The sequence below is a fragment of the Sphingomonas pollutisoli genome (assembly GCF_029167165.1).
Lineage (GTDB): Bacteria > Pseudomonadota > Alphaproteobacteria > Sphingomonadales > Sphingomonadaceae > Sphingomonas > Sphingomonas pollutisoli.
The window spans coordinates 100054-117666 of sequence record NZ_JARFNJ010000005.1 but is presented as its reverse complement, the minus strand read 5'-3'; the positions used below and the strand labels follow the sequence as shown (position 1 = coordinate 117666).

Here is a 17613-nt window from a genome sequence, read left to right as displayed (position 1 = left end):
ATCACGCGAAGAAAGCCCGGAAACGTTTACGGTCGCATATGACGACTGGCGAGAGGATGGTTGCTTGGATACGCTCGTTCTGGAAACACGCGCGATCGGCTGGTCGTACAATGGCGACTGGTTGAGGATCGAAGCCTATGGGCGCGATGGCTTGCGCGTGCGCGCCGCCGCGAGCGCCCCGCGCGACGCCGTCCCCGGTGCGCTGATCGAGGTAGCCGCGTGCGAGCCGGTGGTCAGCCGCGACGGGGCCGTCGCCCGTATCGTGAACGGCCGGATCGCCGCCGAGGTCGATCTGCAGGGGCGCGTGCGCTTTCTGGACGCGGACGGGCGGTTGCTGTTGGAGGAGAAGTGGCGGCAGCGTGACACGGTGACCAAATTCTGGACGATCGGCACCGAAGAGGTCCGCACGATCAGCGCGCTCGGCATCGCGGGCCGCGAGTTCAAGCCGTTGCGCGGCGACGCCGCGCGCATCACCGTCCGTTTCGAGGCCAAGCCGGGCGAGCGCTTGTTCGGCATGGGCCAATATCAGCAACCCAACCTCGATCTCGCCGGCTGCGTGCTCGAATTGGCGCAGCGCAACTCGCAGGCCAGCGTGCCGTTCGTCGTTTCCAGCGACGGCTATGGCTTTCTGTGGAACAACCCCGCGGTCGGCGAGGTCTGCTTCGCCGCCAACGGCGCCTGCTGGACCGCATATGCCGCGCGCGAGATCGATTACTGGATCACGGCCGGCGCAACGCCCGCCGCGATCGTGCGCAATTATGCGGGCGTTACCGGCACCGCGCCGAAGATGCCCGATTTCGCGCTCGGCCTGTGGCAGAGCAAGCTGCGCTACCGGACCCAGGAGGAATTGCTGGCGGTCGCGCGCGACTATCACCGGCGCGGTATCCCGCTGGCGGTGATCGTCGCGGATTTCTTCCACTGGCCGGTGCAGGGCGACTGGCGGTTCGATCCGCGCGAATGGCCTGATCCCGCCGCGATGACCGCCGAGTTGAAGGCGATGGGGACCGAATTGCTCGTGTCGGTCTGGCCGACGGTCGATGCGCGTTCGGAAAATCATGCGGAAATGATCGAGAAGGGGTATCTGGTCCGCGCGAGCCGCGGGCTCGACATCCAGCAGGATTTCCTCGGCAACACGCGCTTCATCGATACGACCCACCCCGGCGCGCGTGCATTCCTGTGGGATCGGCTGAAGCGCAATTATCGCGACCAGGGCGTCAAGCTCTTCTGGCTCGACGAGGCGGAACCCGAATACGGCGCTTACGATTATGACAGCTATCGCTATCACGCCGGCGAGGTGCTCGCGGTCGGCAACGCTTATCCCTTCCATTATGCGCAGGCGGTTCACGACGGGCTGCGCGCGGAGGGTGAGACGGAGATCGTCACCCTCGTGCGCTGCGCCTGGGCGGGCAGCCAGCGCCACGGCGCGCTGGTCTGGTCCGGCGACATCCACAGCTCGTTCGAGGCCATGCGCAACCAGCTCAGCGCGGGGCTGAACATGGGCATGGCGGGTATTCCCTGGTGGACGACCGACATCGGCGGGTTCCACGGTGGCCATGTCGATGATCCGGCCTTCCACGAATTGATGGTGCGCTGGTTCCAATGGGCGGTGTTCACGCCCGTGCTGCGGATGCACGGCCACCGCGACCCGATCACCCCGCCGGCCGAGCCGTTCCGCGACGGTGTCGCGCAGTGCGACACGGGCGCGGGCAATGAGCTCTGGAGCTTCGGCGAGCCGGTGTACGCGATCCTGCGCCGCTACGCGGACGTGCGGGAGCGGCTGCGTCCCTATGTCGCGTCGCTGATGACGGCGGCGCACGAGCATGGCGACCCGCTGATGCGGCCGATGTTCTACGATTTCCCCGATGACGCGCGCTGCTGGGCGATCGACGACCAATATATGTTCGGCCCCGATCTGCTCGTCGCGCCGATCCTGGCGGCCGGCGCCACCGCGCGCGACGTCTGGCTGCCGGCGGGCACATGGGTGGACGCCTGGACTGGCGCGGCCGTCTCCGGGGGCGCGATGGTGCGCGCCACGGCGCCGATCGACCGCATCCCCGTGTTCGTGCGCCCGAGCACGGTGGCGGCGGCGGCATTCACCAACGACTGACACGATCGACAGCACGCGCAAAGCGGCGGACGGAGAGGAGGACGGCGATGACGGCGATAGCGCAACATGGCGATACGGGCGGCATCGTGCCGCGTGCCGGGGCTCCGGCGCGGGGCGTGCCGTTCTTCGAGAAGATCTGCTATGGCTTCGGCGACGCGGGTGGCACGGTCATCACTGGACTGATCGCCAATTTCCTGACCTTCTATTACACCGACGTGTTCGGGCTCGCGCCCGGCATCGTTGGCATCCTGTTCCTGTCGCTGCGCGTGTTCGACGCGGTATCCGACCCGCTGATCGGGATCATGGCCGATCGCACCCGCACCCGCTGGGGCAAGTTCCGGCCGTATCTGCTGTGGACCGCGATACCGGTCGGGCTGAGCTGTTTCCTGACCTTCCAGTCGCCCGACCTCGGGTATGACGGCAAGGTCGCCTATGCGGCGGCGACCTATTTTCTGCTGGCGCTCTCCTACTCGCTGAACAACGTACCCTATTGCGCGCTCATCACGCGCATGACCGACAGCGCGCGGGAAGGCGTGTCGTGCCAGTCGGTTCGCTTCGCGATGGTCGCGATCGCCTCGTTCACCGTCTCGGTCGGGCTGCCGATCATGGTGCGGCATCTGGGCGGAGCGGATGTCGCGCGCGGGTATTGCGACGGCGTTGCGATCCTCAGCGTGGCGGCGGTGGCGATGTTCGTGATCTGTTTCCTGTTCGTGCGCGAGCGGGTGCCGGAAACCGGCGCGGCGGAACCGCCGCTGCGGATCGCGATCGCCAACACGCTGAAGAACGACCAACTCCGCCTGACCTTCGTCATGACGCTGCTTCTGATCGGAATCTTCAACACCAAGGGCGGCGCGGCGCTGTATTTCATCACCTATGTGCTGAAAGGCGATTCCACCTATCAGGCGCTGTTCTTCGGCACGGCGACGGCGGGCGGATTCCTGGGCTCGGTCCTGGTGCAGCTTTTCACCCGACGGTTCGACGTGAGAACCGTGTACGTCTGGGTGAATCTGCTGCTGGTCGCCGGCCACTTCGCCGCCTTCTTCGTGCCCGGCGGCTATCCGATGCTGTGGCTGATGCTGGTGGCGCTGTGCTGCATCGCGCTGGGCTGCACGCTGCCGCTGCACTTCACGCTGATCCAACTCGCCGATCAATATGGCGAATGGAAATTGGGGACGCGCTCGTCGGGAATGAGCTTCGCGTTCAACCAGTTCTTCGTGAAGCTCGCCTGGGCGCTGGCGGGCGCGTTGATCAGCGGCGTGCTGGTGATCGTCTCGTACAAGGCGGGGGCGGGCAACCAGACGCCGCTGTCGCTCACCGGCATCCGGCTGCTCTCCACCGTGATCCCCGGCGTGATGCACCTCGCGCTGGCGCTGACCGCCAGCCGGCTGATCCTCAATCGCGCGACGATCGACCGCATGACGGCGGCGCGCGCCGCATGACCCTTCAATCCGACCAAGCGGAACCCCGTACCATGCGCCATATCACCGCCCGGCTTCTGTTCGCCGCGCTGCTCGGCTCCTGCGCGATGCCCGCGGTGGCGCAGCCGGCCGAGCGGATCGAGATCGACCTGAGCAGCGATACCGGCGCCTTCCACGGCGGTGCGTCGGGCACGCTCTATGGCCTGTACGACGCGCGCCTGCCGCACCCCAATCTGATCGAGGGGATCGGCCTTCGCACCGTATCGACCAAGGCGCAGGATGGGCCGCAGCATCCCGGCGCCGACGCGCTGGAAGTGTCCACGCTGCTCACCGACGCCTCGGGCGGCGACACCTACATCTACATGACCGACATCACCCGCGAATTCCCGTACAATTGGAAGAATGGCGACTGTGCGCAGTCGGTGACGGCGTATCTCGACAAGCTGCGTTCGCAGGTCGAGCAGGTGCGCGCCCTGCCACCCCGCTATCGCGACCGGATCGTCTTCATCCCCTTCAACGAACCCGAAGGGAACATGTTCGGCGACGGGCCGAAGAGCTGCAACGGCGTCGGCTGGCAGAAAGACCCGACCGCCTTCTTCGACGCATGGGACTGGGCCGTCCGGCTGATCCGCGCGACGCTGCCCGGCACCCGGGTCGCCGGGCCGAACACCAGCCAGTTGTTCCCGGAGGTCGAAGGATTCCTGACCCACGCGATCCGGCAGGGCACCGTGCCCGATGTCATGACCTGGCACGAACTGAGCAATCCAGCCACCGTCCGCACCAGCGTGCGGCGGTATCGTGAATGGGAGGATAGGCTTTTCGCCGGCACGCGCTGGCACGGGCGGCACCTGCCGATCAACGTCAACGAATATGCCTATAATTACCACACGTCGGTGCCGGGCCAGATGGTCCAATGGATTGCCGCGATCGAGGATTCGAAGATCGATGCCGACATCGCCTACTGGAACATCGGTGGCAATCTGAGCGACTCCGCGGTGCAGGCCAACCGCGGCAACGGCCAATGGTGGCTGCTGAACAGCTACGCGACGATGAGCGGGCACACCTTGGCCGTCGCCCCGCCGCACCCCGATCAAAGCTACACGTTGCAGGGTCTGGCGACGCTCGACCGGGCGCGGCGGCAGATGCGGCTGCTTTTCGGTGGCCGCTCGGGCGAGGCTCGGGTGGTTCTGAACAAGGTGCCGGCGTGGTTCGGCTCGGCCGCGCGGGTCCGCGTGCGCGAGATCGGCTGGACCGGGCAGATCGGCGACTCCGCGCCGCCCGCGCTGGTGACCGAGCGCGACGTGCCGGTACGCGACGGCATGGTCACGCTCGCCTTCGGGGAGGGCGGCATGCCGGCGCTGCGCGAGGAAGCGGCCTATGAACTGGTGCTCACGCCCGGCGGCGCGGCCGTGGCCGAAAGCGCGCCGATCGCGGAATGGCGGCGGGATTACGAGGCGGAGCAGGCCCGCCGAATGGGCACGGGGCTGAAAGTGCGCGGCCCCGAGGGTTCGCCCCAGGCGGTCGATCGCTTCTACACCTCTGGCGGCTATTCGGTGGAGGGGTTCGCCACTGGCGCGAATGCCGGACTCGACTTCGCGGTCGAAGTCCCGCGCGACGGCCGGTACGACGTTCGCATCCTCGCCAGCACCTTCAACAAAGATCCGAAGGCGGCGGGGCAAGGGCCGACCAATGTGTTCCTGCGTGCGGACGGGAAGGCGGCGAGCGAAACCGAAATATTGCTGCCGCTCGGATACAAGCCGTCCGTGCTCGATCATGCCGATACGGTGCTCGCGCTGACGCGTGGCCGGCACGTGCTGACGCTGGCGACGCGCAGCCTCGACGGGCGCCGCCGGACGACCGGCAATGCGCTGGTCGATCGGATCACGTTGTCATCGGCGCAGCCGGCCACTCAAGCGGCGCTGTACGAGGCGCAGGACGCGATGCTGGACGGTGCATCCGCCTCGCAAGGCGACGGCGGCATCGCGGTGGCGCCGGGCGGACGCGCGACCTTCTGGGTCTATGCCCCGCGCGACGGGCTCGCGCGGCTGGCGTTGGATGATGCGGCGGGCGCGGCCGTTCTGCACGTCAACGGACGCGACATGGCCAGCGGCACAACCGCCGACGCTTTCCTTATCGCCGGTATCAACAAGGTGGTGGTGACCGGCGCGACGCGGATTCGGCGGCTGCGGGTGACCGAACTGCCCGCTGCGGCGGGGCGCAGCTACGAGGCGGAGGCCGGCCGGATCGGCGGCACCGCACGGATCGCCACGGCGTCGCTCGCGAGCGGCGGACGCGGCGTGTTCGACATCGGCGGCGCGCCGGGCAACCCCAACACGCTGACCTTTCCGTCGGTCGTGGTCGATCGCGCCGGCGATTATGCGCTGACGGTGCGCTTCTCCAACGACGAGCAGTCGAAGGCCACGCATTACAATCCCGATCCGCTCGCGCGCGTCGCGCGCATCTCGATCAACGAAGCGGCGCCGCTGCTGGCGACCTTCCCGAACAGCTTCCACCGCAACAATTGGTGGGAGATGACCGTGCCGGTCACGCTACGCGCGGGCGCCAACACGATCCGCTTCTCCGGCGAGGAACACCCCGATTGGGGCGGCAAGACCTATGCCTCGCGCGTGTGGCCGGACGTGCTGCTGCGCTCGAAATTCGCCCCCAACATCGACCGGATCACGGTCACGCCGCTGACGGGAAAGGCATCTCCCGGCGATCGATGAGGCGAAGCGACAAACAACCATAAACAAGAGGAGGGAAAGATGAAGATCAAGACCAAGCTGGCCGCACGGCTATACGCATCCGCCGCAGCTTCCGCGCTCGCGCTGGCCGCCGCCACGCCGGCGAGCGCGCAGCAGGCGCAGCCGGATGCCGATACCGTGACCGGCACTACGCCCCCGGCGGCTGCGGCACCGAACGACATCGTCGTCACCGGCATTCGCGGCAGCCTGAGCAACGCGCAGAACATCAAACGCAATTCGGATGCGATCATCGACGCGCTCGTCGCCGAGGACATCGGCAAGTTTCCCGACAACAACGCGTCCGAAGCGATCGCGCGCATCACCGGCGTGCAGGTGACGCGCTATCTCGACGAAGCGAACGGCGTGCTGATCCGCGGTCTGCCCAACGTGCAGACGACGGTGCAGGGCCGCGAAATCTTCACCGCCGACGGGCGCTCGGTGTCGATCCAGGATTTCCCGGCGCAGGCGCTGTCGCGTGTCGAGGTCTATAAGGCCACGACCGCCGACAATCTGGAGGGCGGGATCGCGGGCCTGATCGACGTCGGGTTGCGCCGTCCCTTCGATTTCAAGGGCTTCGAGCTCGCCGGTGCGGCGCGCGGCGTATACAACACCGAATCCCGCAAGCTCGACCCGATCGGCAGCCTGTTGGTGAGCGATCGCTGGCAGACCGGCATCGGGGAGATCGGCGCGCTGGTGAACGTGTCCTTCACGCAAACGCGCTATCTCAACTCGGTCCGCTACCAGGGGTTTCAGGACAATGTTCCGGCCGCGCAGCAGATCCTGCCCGCGTCGGTGGGGCGCGATTTCACCTTTCCGCAGGATATCGGCCTGTTTTATGGCCGCGGCACGCGGCAGCGGCCATCGGTCAACGGATCGCTCCAGTGGAAACCCGCCGACAATCTGATGATCTACGCCGATGGGCTGTGGCTGGCCTATCGCAACAAGACCGCGAATGATTTCTTCGGCGTGCCGATCCAATCGAGCACCACCGGCGGCAACCCCCCGACGATCCGCAACGCGGTGCTGACACAGGACGGCACGACGCTCGCGTCGTTCGATACCGATCTCGGCATCGTCAACGGGCCGACGAAACAGGCCGGCCGCAACAACACCGATACGTTCCAGGGTGCGCTCGGCGCCAAGTGGGAGATCGGCAATGCCGTGTTCACCACCGATCTCGCGTACACCAAGTCGATCGTCGACAACACGTATTACGAGTTCCAGACGCAGTTGGCGAACCCGCTGTCGCTGGCGGTGCGGCTGAATGCGGAACGCGGCGTCGATTTCACCCCGAGCGGCGTCGATTTCGCGAACCCGGCGAGTTATTACATGCGCGGTCTGTACGAGAACCGCCAGCGCTCCGAGGGCGAACAGTGGCAGTGGCAGGGCAATGTCGCGCTCGACACCGGATCGCCGCTGTTTCCCAAATTCCAGTTCGGCGTGCGCTACGCCAATCGTACCGCCAGTTCGGTGTACGGCGACCGCAACGCCTCGCTCGCCAGCTTGCGTGATCCGATCTCGCGCGTGCCCGGTGTGTCGGATGGGGCGGTGATCGAACCCGGCTTTCACAACGATGACGTGCAGCAATTCCGCTCGTGGTTCGCGCCCAACTCGGACATCCTGAACGACCGCATCAACGACGTGCGCGATTACGTCCGGCAGGCGCTGGCCCGTACCGGCGCCGACCCGGCGACGCGGCAGGCATGGGCCTCGGAACGGCCGCTGCTCAACCCGCTCTCCGCCTTCAAGGCACGCGAACAGGTGTTCACCAGTTATGCGCAACTGAAATATGCGTTCGACCTCGGTGTTCCGATCGACGGCGCGATCGGCGCACGCGTCATCGTCACCCGCAACAAGCTGAACGGCACCAATTCGCTGCCGACCGCGAACGGCACGGTGTTGGTGCCGATCGACTCCTCCCAGCAATATGTGGACATTCTGCCGAACATCAGCGCGCAAGTGCACTTCACCGACCGGTTGAAACTGCGCCTGTCGCGTACCGAAGCGTTGAGCCGGCCGGGCTTCAACCAGATCAACCCGACGCTGACCGTTCAGCAGGGCACGATCGGCGGCAACATCTCCTACACCGGCAACGGCGGCAACCCCGAACTGCAACCGATCCGCTCCAACAATTATGACGCGTCGCTGGAATATTATTTCTCGCGCACCGGATCGGTATCGGTCGCCGGCTTCTACCGTGAGATCCAGGGCTTCATCAATTCCTTGCCGCAGGTGGTGAACACGCCGCCCTTCGGCGACATTCTGGTGTATCGCCCGTCGAACGCGGGATCGGGCAAGATCAAGGGCATCGAGGCGGCGGCGACGACGTTCTTCGACTTCCTGCCGGGCGCCCTGCGCGGATTCGGCGCGCAGGCCAATTTCACCTATATCGACGGCCAGCAGACGCTCCCGCCCGCGGCGAACTTCGCGGGTGGGCGCAACACCTTGCCGGGTGTGTCGAAATATAGCTTCAACATCATCGGCCTGTACGAACTCGGGCCGACGAGCGTGCGCCTGGCGTATAATTATCGCAGCGCGAACGTCGACGGCTTCGGCGCGCCGGGCGTCTTCACCACCGTCTATTCGGACGCGGTGGGCCGTCTCGATCTGTCGGCGAGCTACAATATCACCGACAGGGTGACCTTCACTGTGGACGCGACCAACCTGCTGCAAACGCCGTATCACAGCTATGTGAAATCGCCGGAATATCCGCGAGACGTGCGCTGGGAAGCGAGCCTGTTCTCGGCCGGCGTGCGGTTCCGGCTTTAACGACGGGAGAGGGGGGCGGCGGCGGCCGTCCCCCCCTTTACCCTGGCAAGTGCCACCCCCGCGCGGGCGCTACCCTGATCAGATCGACGTGCGGATACCAACCGTGGTCGCGGGATCGTGGGCGCGCTTGTAGCCGGCGTCGATCTTGACCGACGCTCCACCGTTCGCGACGGATCGCATGATGGCATGCAGGATCCGCATATCCTGCATGCCTTCCTCGCCGGGCGCGATGTTCGGCGATCGCCCGCGCACCACGTCCGCGAACCAGTTCATCTCGTTTCCGAATTGGTCGATCTCGGCCACGCTCGGCTGGACATCGCCCTTGCCGCCGACGATCCTGAGCGTGTTGCCGCCATAGAAACAGCCCGGATCGGCGACCAGTCGCCGGTCGCTGCCGATCGCCTGCCATGACATCGTGCCGGGCTGCGAGAAGCACGAGGAGCCTTCGCCGATCGCGCCCGAGGGGAAACGCATCTGCCAGGCGATCATGTCATCGACGGTCTTGAAGCGCGGATCGTTCCGGTCGGTGCGCGCCCAGCCACGTACCTCGACAGGCTCTTCGAGCAGCAGATAGCGCGTGGCGTTGATGCCGTAGATGCCCATGTCCGCCAGCGCGCCGCCGCCCGACATCGCCATGTCGAGCCGCCATGCGTCCGACGGATCGGACAGATCGGTCTGCTTGCCCATCACCGCGCTGACGAGACGCGGCGTGCCGATCGTGCCGTCGCGCAGGATCCGCATCGCGGTGACGTTCACCGGCTCGAACTGGCAACGATAGGCGATCATCAACTGGCGTTTCGCCGCCTTGCCCGCCGCGATCATGCGCTCGCACTCTTCCAGCGTGACCGCCATCGGCTTCTCGCACAGCACATGCTTGCCTGCCTTGAACGCGCGGATCGTGAACTCGGCGTGCATCGAATTCGGAAGGACGATGTAGACGATCTGGATGCCGGGATCGTCGGCGATGCGATCGAACGTGTCATAGGTGTAGATCGCCGTGTCGGGCAGGCCGAACTCGGCGGCGACTTTTCGCGCCTTCTCGGGTTTGCCGCTGACCAGTGCGGCGAGATGTGCGTTCTTCGTCCGCTTGAGCGCGGGCAGGATCTGCCCGAGGCTCAGCTTACCGAGGCCGACCACCGCGACGCCGACCGATCCCGGCGCCCTGGCCCGCGCCGGCGTGGCGGCGGCGAAACTCGCTGCCGCCGGTATCGTCAGCGCCGCGCCGAGGCCCAATCCCATTACACCGCGTCTCGTGACATCGCTCTCCACCGCGCTCTCCATTATGGCCGTTTCGCAGTATCATGCCCGTTTTCTCCGCCGGCGTCTCGCGTGCATTCGCGTGCGGCTGACCGAGGCGGGCCGGGCGCTATCGGCTTGTTTCCCGGGCCAGCGCCTTCTAGACACGGTCGCGGGCGGATCGGCGCCGAGAGCGAGGCAACACGATGTGGCTCCCGTGGATCATGGCCGGCCTGTTCGGCGCGGCGACACCGCTCGACGGCGCGCCCGCCGACCTTAGGCCGGGCACGATAACGGTCGAGCGCGACAGCGGTGCGGCGGCGCGTGATACGGACCCGGTGTTCGCCGACGCGGTCCAGGCGGCGAGCGTGCAGGCGAACTTCATCCCGCTGCCGGCGCCGAGCCACAGCCGCTACATCGCGCTCATCGCGGTGACGCGAAAGTCCGAAGGCGTCGTGACCTCCGGCACCAAAGGGACGGCGCCGGCGGCGGGGATCGCCAATTGGGGCGTCGGCGTCGGGATGCGATTGCCGACCCGGAAAGATCAACTCCGGGGCCTCGTTCTCACCGAACTCAAGGTCACGATCCTGCTGCGGAGCGAGAAGCGCGCGGTGTGGAGCGGAAGCGCCGTAACCGCCCAGGTGGAGGGGACGCGCGCGGGAACGCCCGACGCGGTGGCCGGCAAGCTCGCCGGGGCGTTGTTCGCGCAGTTCCCGGCCCGGCTGGACGCAGCGCTTTCGGTGCCCTGAGCGGAAAGCGCGCTCGGTTCTTGCCGGTCGGTCTTCCGCACATGAACCCCTAGTATGCGGTTACCGCCATTTCGCCCGAGGTTTCGGGTACGCGTAGCATCGCGAGCGCGGCCATCGCCAGCACGACCGCCGCGAACGCCATCGTCCAGATCGGCTGGGTGGGGAAAAAGGCCTTGAGCACCGATCCCATGACGGTCGCCACCAGCAATTGGGGAATGACGATGAACACGTTGAACAGCCCCATGTAGATGCCGAGCTTGGCTTGCGGCAGGCTGGCGGCGAGAATCGCATAGGGCATGGCGAGGATCGAGGCCCAGGCGACACCGATGCCGATTTCGCTGAGCAGCAGCAGGTGCGGATCGCGCACCACCAGGAAGCTCGCGAAGCCGGCCGCGCCGCACGACAGGCAGACGATATGGGTTTTCACTTTGCCGATCCGTCTGGCGAGCCCCGGCAGGATGAGCAGCGCAGCGATCGCGGCGATCGCGTTATAGGTGGCGAACAACACGCCCACCCAGTCGGCGCCGGCATTATAAGCGGCGCTGGTCGGGTCGCTCGACCCGTACATGCGCTGCGCGACAACCGGCGTGGTGAAGATCCACATGATGAACAGCGCGGACCAGCTAAAGAACTGCACGAGCGCGAGCCGCTTCATCACCTCCGGCATCTCCGAGAAGTCCCCCACGATCGTGCTGAGCGCGTTGCCGGCCGCGCCGCCGCGCGCGAGGATGATCGCCGCGATGCTCGCCGCCCCGTAGAGGATCAGAAGCGCGCCGAGCAGGTACAGCTCCTTTTGCAGCGCGAACTCGGGCACCGCGGCGGTGACCGCCGCTCCCGCGACGATCCAGGCGATGGCGCCGCCGAAGCCGCGCGCGGCGAGCGCACGGACCGGCTCGGCCCCCGACGGCGCGCGCTCGCCGAAGCCGGCCATTTGTTCGGGACTGTATTCGCGGACGGTGCCGACCGTCCACAACACCGCGAGCAGCAGCGCCGCGCCGCCGAACCAGAAGCTGTAGCGTACCGTGTCCGGGACGCCGCCGATCGCATCCTCCGACACGCCGAGCCGCGAAAGAACGAACGGGAAGATCGAACCGACCACCGCGCCCGCGCCGATGAACGCGGTCTGCAGCGCGTAGCCGGCGGTGTGCTGATCCTTGCGCAGCATATCCCCCACGAAGGCGCGGAACGGCTCCATCGACACGTTGATCGAAGCGTCCAGAACCCAGAGGGTGACCGCCGCGAACCACAGAATCCGCGCCTCGGGCATCACGAACAAGGCGAGCGCGGCGAGAACCGCGCCAGCGAAGAAATACGGACGGCGGCGGCCGAAGCGGTTCCAGGTCCGATCGCTGTAATGGCCGATGATTGGCTGGACGAGCAGCCCGGTAAGCGGCGCGGCGACCCAGAGATAAGACAGGTCATCGAGCGAGCCCCCGAGCGTCTGGAAAATGCGGCTCATGTTCGCGTTCTGGAGCGCGAAGCCGATCTGCAGCCCGAAGAAGCCGAAGCTGATGTTCCACAGGCCGGCGAAGCCCTGCACTGGTTTCTCGTTCAAGACTCGACTCCCCATCGGTCGTCGCTTGTCGGCACGACGATCCGCGTGTTCGAGCCTGCCGCCCGATGACCACCGGCACAACCCTGCATACGAATACCGCAGGTACGCGGTGCATGGCGGCGCTTGCGTGCGGGTGGCGAGATCCGGCACATGCCGCGCCATGCGCGATCCCATCCTCCACCTGCACGGCACCGAGCAGCGCCCGTTGGTGGTGATCGACGATTTCTGGCCCGACCCCGACGTGCTGCGCGACGATGCGGCGAGCCTGAAGATGGGCCAAATCGGCCCGCACTATCCCGGCATACGCGCACCCGCACCGGCGCGGCTCGCCGAGACGATGCGGCGGCGTGTCGCGCCGTTGCTGGCGCAGCATTTCGGGCTCGACCCGGCGCCGGCGGTCTCGGAGGCTTATTATTCCCTGGTGACCACCCGGCCGGCCGATCTCGCGCCGATTCAACGGCTGCCGCATTTCGACGGTGTCGAGCCGGGCCGGATCGCCGTGCTGCTGTTCCTTGGTGAGGGGCAGCAGGGCGGCACCGCCTTCTATCGCCAGCGCGCCACCGGCTATGAAAGCGTCGATTCCGCGCGGCTCGGTTCGTTCAAGGCGGCGCTGGAGGAGGGGGTGGGAACGCACGGCATACCCGCGCCTGCGTATATCGCGGGAGACACGCCGCTCTATGAGCAGATCGCGCTACATGCGGGGCGGCGCAATCGGGCACTGATCTATTCGGGGAACATGCTGCACTGCGCGTACCTGCCGGCCGAGGTGACGTTGAGCGCCGACCCGCTGATCGGGCGGCTCACGCTGAACCTGTTCCTGTTCGACGACTGAGCCTGTGCAATTTCGCCCTCTTGATGAGAGGGCGCGCTATCCTCCGCTGCTGGCGCGAACGACGAGCCGGGTCGGCAGCGGCGCGGTGTCGGCCGGTTCGCCGCGTAAGCGCGCGAGCAGCGTGCCGACCAGGGCTTCGCCCGCGTTGCGCGTGTCCTGCGTGACGCTCGACAGCGGCGGGCTGGTGAGCTGCGCGGAGGGCAGGTCGTCGAAGCCGACGATCGCGACGTCTGCCGGCACGGTGCGCCCCTGCATGGACAGCGCGCGCATCGCGCCGATCGCGATGCTGTCGCTCGCCGCGAAGATCGCGTCATAGCCGATACCGCACCGCGCCAGTTCCTCGACCGCCGCCTGGCCGGCCGCTTCGGTGGTGACCGCGTCGATCTGAAGTTCCGGTTCGGCGACGAATCCCGCTGCCGCCAAGGCGTCGCGGTAGCCGTGATAGCGATCGCTGACCTCGGGGTAGCGGGCATCCGTCGTGCCCAGGAACGCGATCCGTCGCCGTCCTCGCCCGATGAGGTGTGCGGTTGCCAGCGCCCCACCGCCGCGATTGTCGGAGCCGACCGTGATTCCCGCCGGGCCGGTACCGATCGCACCCCAGCGTACGACGTGCGTGCCCTGCTCGGCGAGATGGTCGAGCCGCGCGCGGTAGGTCTCGTAATCGCCATAGCCGAGCAGAATGATGCCGTCGGCCTTGTGGCTGTCCTGATAATCGACGTGCCAGTCGCCCGACAATTGCTGGAACGAGATCAGCAGGTCGTAACCCGCGCGGGCGCAGGCGCGGGTGATCGACCCGAGCATCGAGAGGAAGAACGGGTTGATGGTGGCATCGTCATCGGCCGGCTCCTCGAAGAACAGCAGGGCGAGCGTGTTCGACGCCTGACTGCGCAAGGACGAGGCGTTCTTGTCGACGGCATAATGCAGGCTCTTCGCGATCGCCTCGATCCGCTGACGGGTCTGCACATTGACCGACTTCATCCCGCGCAGCGCGCGCGAGACGGTCGGCTGCGACACGCCGGCGAGCTGGGCGATGTCGAACGAGGTCGGGCGTTTCGTCATCGCGGACGGGCGGCGGGGACGGCGCCGCACGGGGGGCAGGCAGTATGCATAATCCTTGAATACGTATGCCCGTTCCTTTTGCAACGATGCTGGCGCGCATATAGCCGCTTCAGCAATTCGACGCGCTTCAATGACGTCGAGGACACAGACTTTACCTGTCGAGGATGCGCGGGGCCGGACCCCGCCGAAGGGGACCATCATGATCAATTCCACGCCGCGCGGCGCTCCCGCGCGTAGCCGTCTTGCGCTCCGCGTCAGCGGGACCGCACTTGTCGCCGCCATGCTCTTGCCCGGCACCGTCCACGCGCAGATCGCGCCCGGCACCGCCAACGCGGACAGCACCGCGCCCGCGCAGATCGAGGCGGCGCCGACCCAGGCCGAGCCGACGCCCCAGCCGGTCGCGCCGATCGCGCCTGCGCCGGAGACCGGCGACGTCGTCGTCACGGGTATCCGCGCCGGCCTCGATTCCTCCGCCAAGATCAAGCGCCAGTCGGTGTTGATCGTCGATTCCATCTCGGCAGAGGACGTGGGCAAACTGCCCGACGTGTCGATCGCGGACTCGCTGGCGCGGCTGCCCGGCGTTACCGCCCAGCGGCTCGAGGGCCGCGACCAGCGTCTTTCGATCCGTGGCCTCGGCCCCGATTTTTCGACCACGCTTCTGAACGGTCGCGAGCAGGTCACCGTCGGCGACAATCGCGGTGTCGAATACGACCAATATCCTTCCGAGTTCTTCAAGACGGTGAACGTCTACAAATCGGCCGATGCGTCGCTGATCGCCGCGGGTATTGCCGGAACGGTCGATCTGCGGATGCTGCGCCCGCTCGATCAGCCCAAGCGCGTCATCGCGGTCAGCGCCCGTGGCCAGATGAACGGGATCGACAAGCTCAATCCCGACGGTTCGCGCTACGGCTATCGCGTGTCGGCCACCTATGTCGACAAGTTCGCGAACGACACGCTCGGCATCGCGATCGGCGGCTCGGCGACCTCGGCACCGTCGCAGGACGAACGCTACAACGCCTGGGGCTATAATGGCGCGGGCACGGCGGCGAGCCCGTTCATCGTCACCGGTGCAAAGCCCTATGTCCAGTCCAACGAGTTGAAGCGCTATGGCGGCGTGGCGACGATCGAATGGCAGCCATCCGACCGGTTTCACTCGACGTTCGACGCGCTCTATTCGCATTTCGAGGAGACGCAGCATCTGCGCGGAATCGAGTTCCCGCTCGACGGCAACGTCAACAACGACCCGACCTCGGCGGGCTATGCCACGGCCGCGCATCGCGGCACGGTCACCGCGTCGGGCGGGTTCGCCGACACGATCCAGTTCACCAACGTCCATGCCATCCAGCGCAACGACTATAATCAGCGCAAGGCCGACAATTACTCGCTCGGCTGGAACAACGACCTGAAGCTGACCGACACGATTCATCTGAACGTCGACGCCAGTTGGAGCCACGCCAAGCGGACCGACTTCCTGCTCGAGACCTATACCGGCACGGGCTATGGCGCGTCGGGGGTCGGCGACACGGTCAACCTGACGCGGCAGGGCAATGGCGCCTATCGCGTCGTCCCGACGCTCGACTATGCCAATACCAACATCTTCAAGCTGACCGATCCGCAGGGTTGGGGCTATAACGGCACGCAGCCGGTGGTTCAGGCGGGCTTCCTCAATCGCCCGAGCTTCAAGGACGATCTCAAGTCGCTCCGCGCGAGCCTGAACGGCGAGTTCGACAACAGCATCGTCAAGAGCTGGGAAGTCGGCGGCAATTACAGCCGGCGTGAAAAGACCAGTGCCTATCAATCCTATTTCCTGTGCCCGAAGGCGACTGGAACGACGTGCCTGGTGAGCAACGCCGCCGCGACCTCGGCCACGATCCCGTCAGAGGCGGTGATCGGCACGGTCCCGCTCGCCTATCTCGGGGTTCCCGCCGCGCTCGCGCTCGACCCGCTGTACCTGTACAACAACAGCTACAACAGCGCTTATGATGGCCGCCCGAGTTCGCTGGTCCGCGACAATGTCGTGATCGAGAATGTCTATACCGGCTATGCCAAGATCAACATCGACGGGGAGGTCGGGGGCAAGGCGCTCAAGGGCTCGATCGGCACACAAGTCGTCCGCAGCGAGCAGCGCTCGGACGGGCAGATCGCCAGCGTCGTCGCAGGCGTCGTGACCAACGCGCCGGCATCGCAGAAGGTCAGCTACACCAACGTGCTGCCGTCGGCGACGATGGCGGTCGAACTGGTGCCGCTGGGCTATGTGAAGATCGGTGCCTCGCAGACCATGGTCCGGCCGCGGCTGGACCAGGAGCGCGTGACGCAGGATGTCGCGATCAACACCTCGAACATCCAGCTTGGCAACACCAATCCGGGCCTCAATCCGGTGTTCAGTTCGACGGGCGGCAACGTCGCGTTGCGGCCCTACAAATCGACCAATATCGACTTGTCGTTCGAGCAATATTTCCGGGGCGGCGGCTATGTCGCGCTGTCGGGCTATTACAAGCATCTCACCGATTTCGTCGATCCGAACAACGCCTATTCCTATGATTTCTCGGCGCTGCTGCCTGCGCTGACGCAAGCGCAGCAGGCGATCGTGACCGGCAACCGCCTCACCAACGGCGTGGTCTCCGCCCCGGCCAATACGGGGCGGGGCAGCGTGATCGGGCTTGAGGGCACCGTATCGGTGCCGTTCAAGATGATCGCCGAGGCGCTCGACGGGTTCGGGGTGTTCGTATCGGGGAACTATACCGACTCCGCGATCAAGTTCGCGAGCAACCCCACGCAGGCGATCACCTTGCCCGGCCTGTCGAAGTGGACCGGCAGCGGCACGGTATATTTCGAGAAGCACGGGTTCCAGGCGCGCGTGAACTATCGCTACCGCTCGTCCTTCCTGGCGGAAGTCGCGGGCCTGTCGGCGACACCGACGTATCGCACGGCGCGGGCCGAAGCGATCCTCGATGCGCAGATCGGCTATGAATTCCAGAGCGGCTTCCTCAAGAACTTCGCGATCCTGGCGCAGGCGAAGAACCTGACCGATCGTCCGTTCGTGACCTACCAGAATGACGACCCACGTCAGGTGATCGATTACCAGCGCTATGGTCGTGATTATTACTTGGGCATCACGTACAAGTTCTGAACCGATCGGAACGG

10 protein-coding genes are annotated in these 17613 nt (G+C 66.2%); 7 read left to right on the top strand and 3 right to left on the bottom strand.

Annotated features, from left to right (window positions below; genetic code table 11):
- Window positions 1-64 precede the first annotated feature (64 nt).
- Genes PX554_RS12370 through PX554_RS12355 form a run of 4 tightly spaced genes read left to right on the top strand, consistent with a single transcriptional unit; the run spans window position 65 to window position 9038 of the window.
- The gene (locus PX554_RS12370; protein WP_275502124.1) at window positions 65-2107 is read left to right on the top strand and encodes a glycoside hydrolase family 31 protein; all 2043 of its coding nucleotides are present in this window, start codon (window positions 65-67) and stop codon (window positions 2105-2107) included.
- Between the two features lie 47 nt (window positions 2108-2154).
- Complete coding sequence (locus tag PX554_RS12365; RefSeq protein WP_275502123.1) at window positions 2155-3546, top strand: MFS transporter; 1392 nt, start codon at window positions 2155-2157, stop codon at window positions 3544-3546.
- Between the two features lie 32 nt (window positions 3547-3578).
- Complete coding sequence (locus PX554_RS12360; RefSeq protein ID WP_275502121.1) at window positions 3579-6251, top strand: carbohydrate-binding protein; 2673 nt, start codon at window positions 3579-3581, stop codon at window positions 6249-6251.
- A gap of 39 nt (window positions 6252-6290) precedes the next feature.
- Window positions 6291-9038, top strand: coding sequence for a TonB-dependent receptor (locus PX554_RS12355; protein ID WP_275502119.1), 2748 nt, complete (start codon window positions 6291-6293; stop codon window positions 9036-9038).
- 78 nt (window positions 9039-9116) lie between these two features.
- On the opposite strand, the gene PX554_RS12350 is transcribed toward PX554_RS12355, so the two are convergent.
- A complete protein-coding gene (locus PX554_RS12350; RefSeq protein ID WP_275502114.1) occupies window positions 9117-10277 on the bottom strand; it encodes a Gfo/Idh/MocA family protein in 1161 nt (386 codons plus the stop codon).
- Between the two features lie 203 nt (window positions 10278-10480).
- Between PX554_RS12350 and PX554_RS12345 the strand changes: the two genes are divergently transcribed.
- Entirely contained in the window at window positions 10481-11023 is a 543-nt protein-coding gene (locus PX554_RS12345) for a hypothetical protein (protein WP_275502112.1), read from the top strand.
- A 49-nt stretch (window positions 11024-11072) separates the two neighbouring features.
- On the opposite strand, the gene PX554_RS12340 is transcribed toward PX554_RS12345, so the two are convergent.
- Complete coding sequence (locus tag PX554_RS12340) at window positions 11073-12593, bottom strand: MFS transporter (RefSeq protein ID WP_275502111.1); 1521 nt, start codon at window positions 12591-12593, stop codon at window positions 11073-11075.
- 145 nt (window positions 12594-12738) lie between these two features.
- On the opposite strand from PX554_RS12340, the gene PX554_RS12335 reads away from it, so the two are divergent.
- Entirely contained in the window at window positions 12739-13410 is a 672-nt protein-coding gene (locus tag PX554_RS12335) for a DUF6445 family protein (RefSeq protein ID WP_275502110.1), read from the top strand.
- A 36-nt stretch (window positions 13411-13446) separates the two neighbouring features.
- Here PX554_RS12335 and PX554_RS12330 read toward each other — a convergent pair whose 3' ends face one another.
- Window positions 13447-14469 (bottom strand): LacI family DNA-binding transcriptional regulator, encoded by a 1023-nt coding sequence (locus PX554_RS12330; protein WP_275502108.1) that lies wholly within the window; start codon window positions 14467-14469, stop codon window positions 13447-13449.
- 199 nt (window positions 14470-14668) lie between these two features.
- Here PX554_RS12330 and PX554_RS12325 point away from each other — a divergent pair, with 199 nt between their 5' ends.
- Window positions 14669-17599, top strand: a complete 2931-nt coding sequence (locus PX554_RS12325) for a TonB-dependent receptor (RefSeq protein ID WP_275502107.1) — start codon at window positions 14669-14671, stop codon at window positions 17597-17599.
- The last annotated feature ends 14 nt before the right edge of the window (window positions 17600-17613 follow it).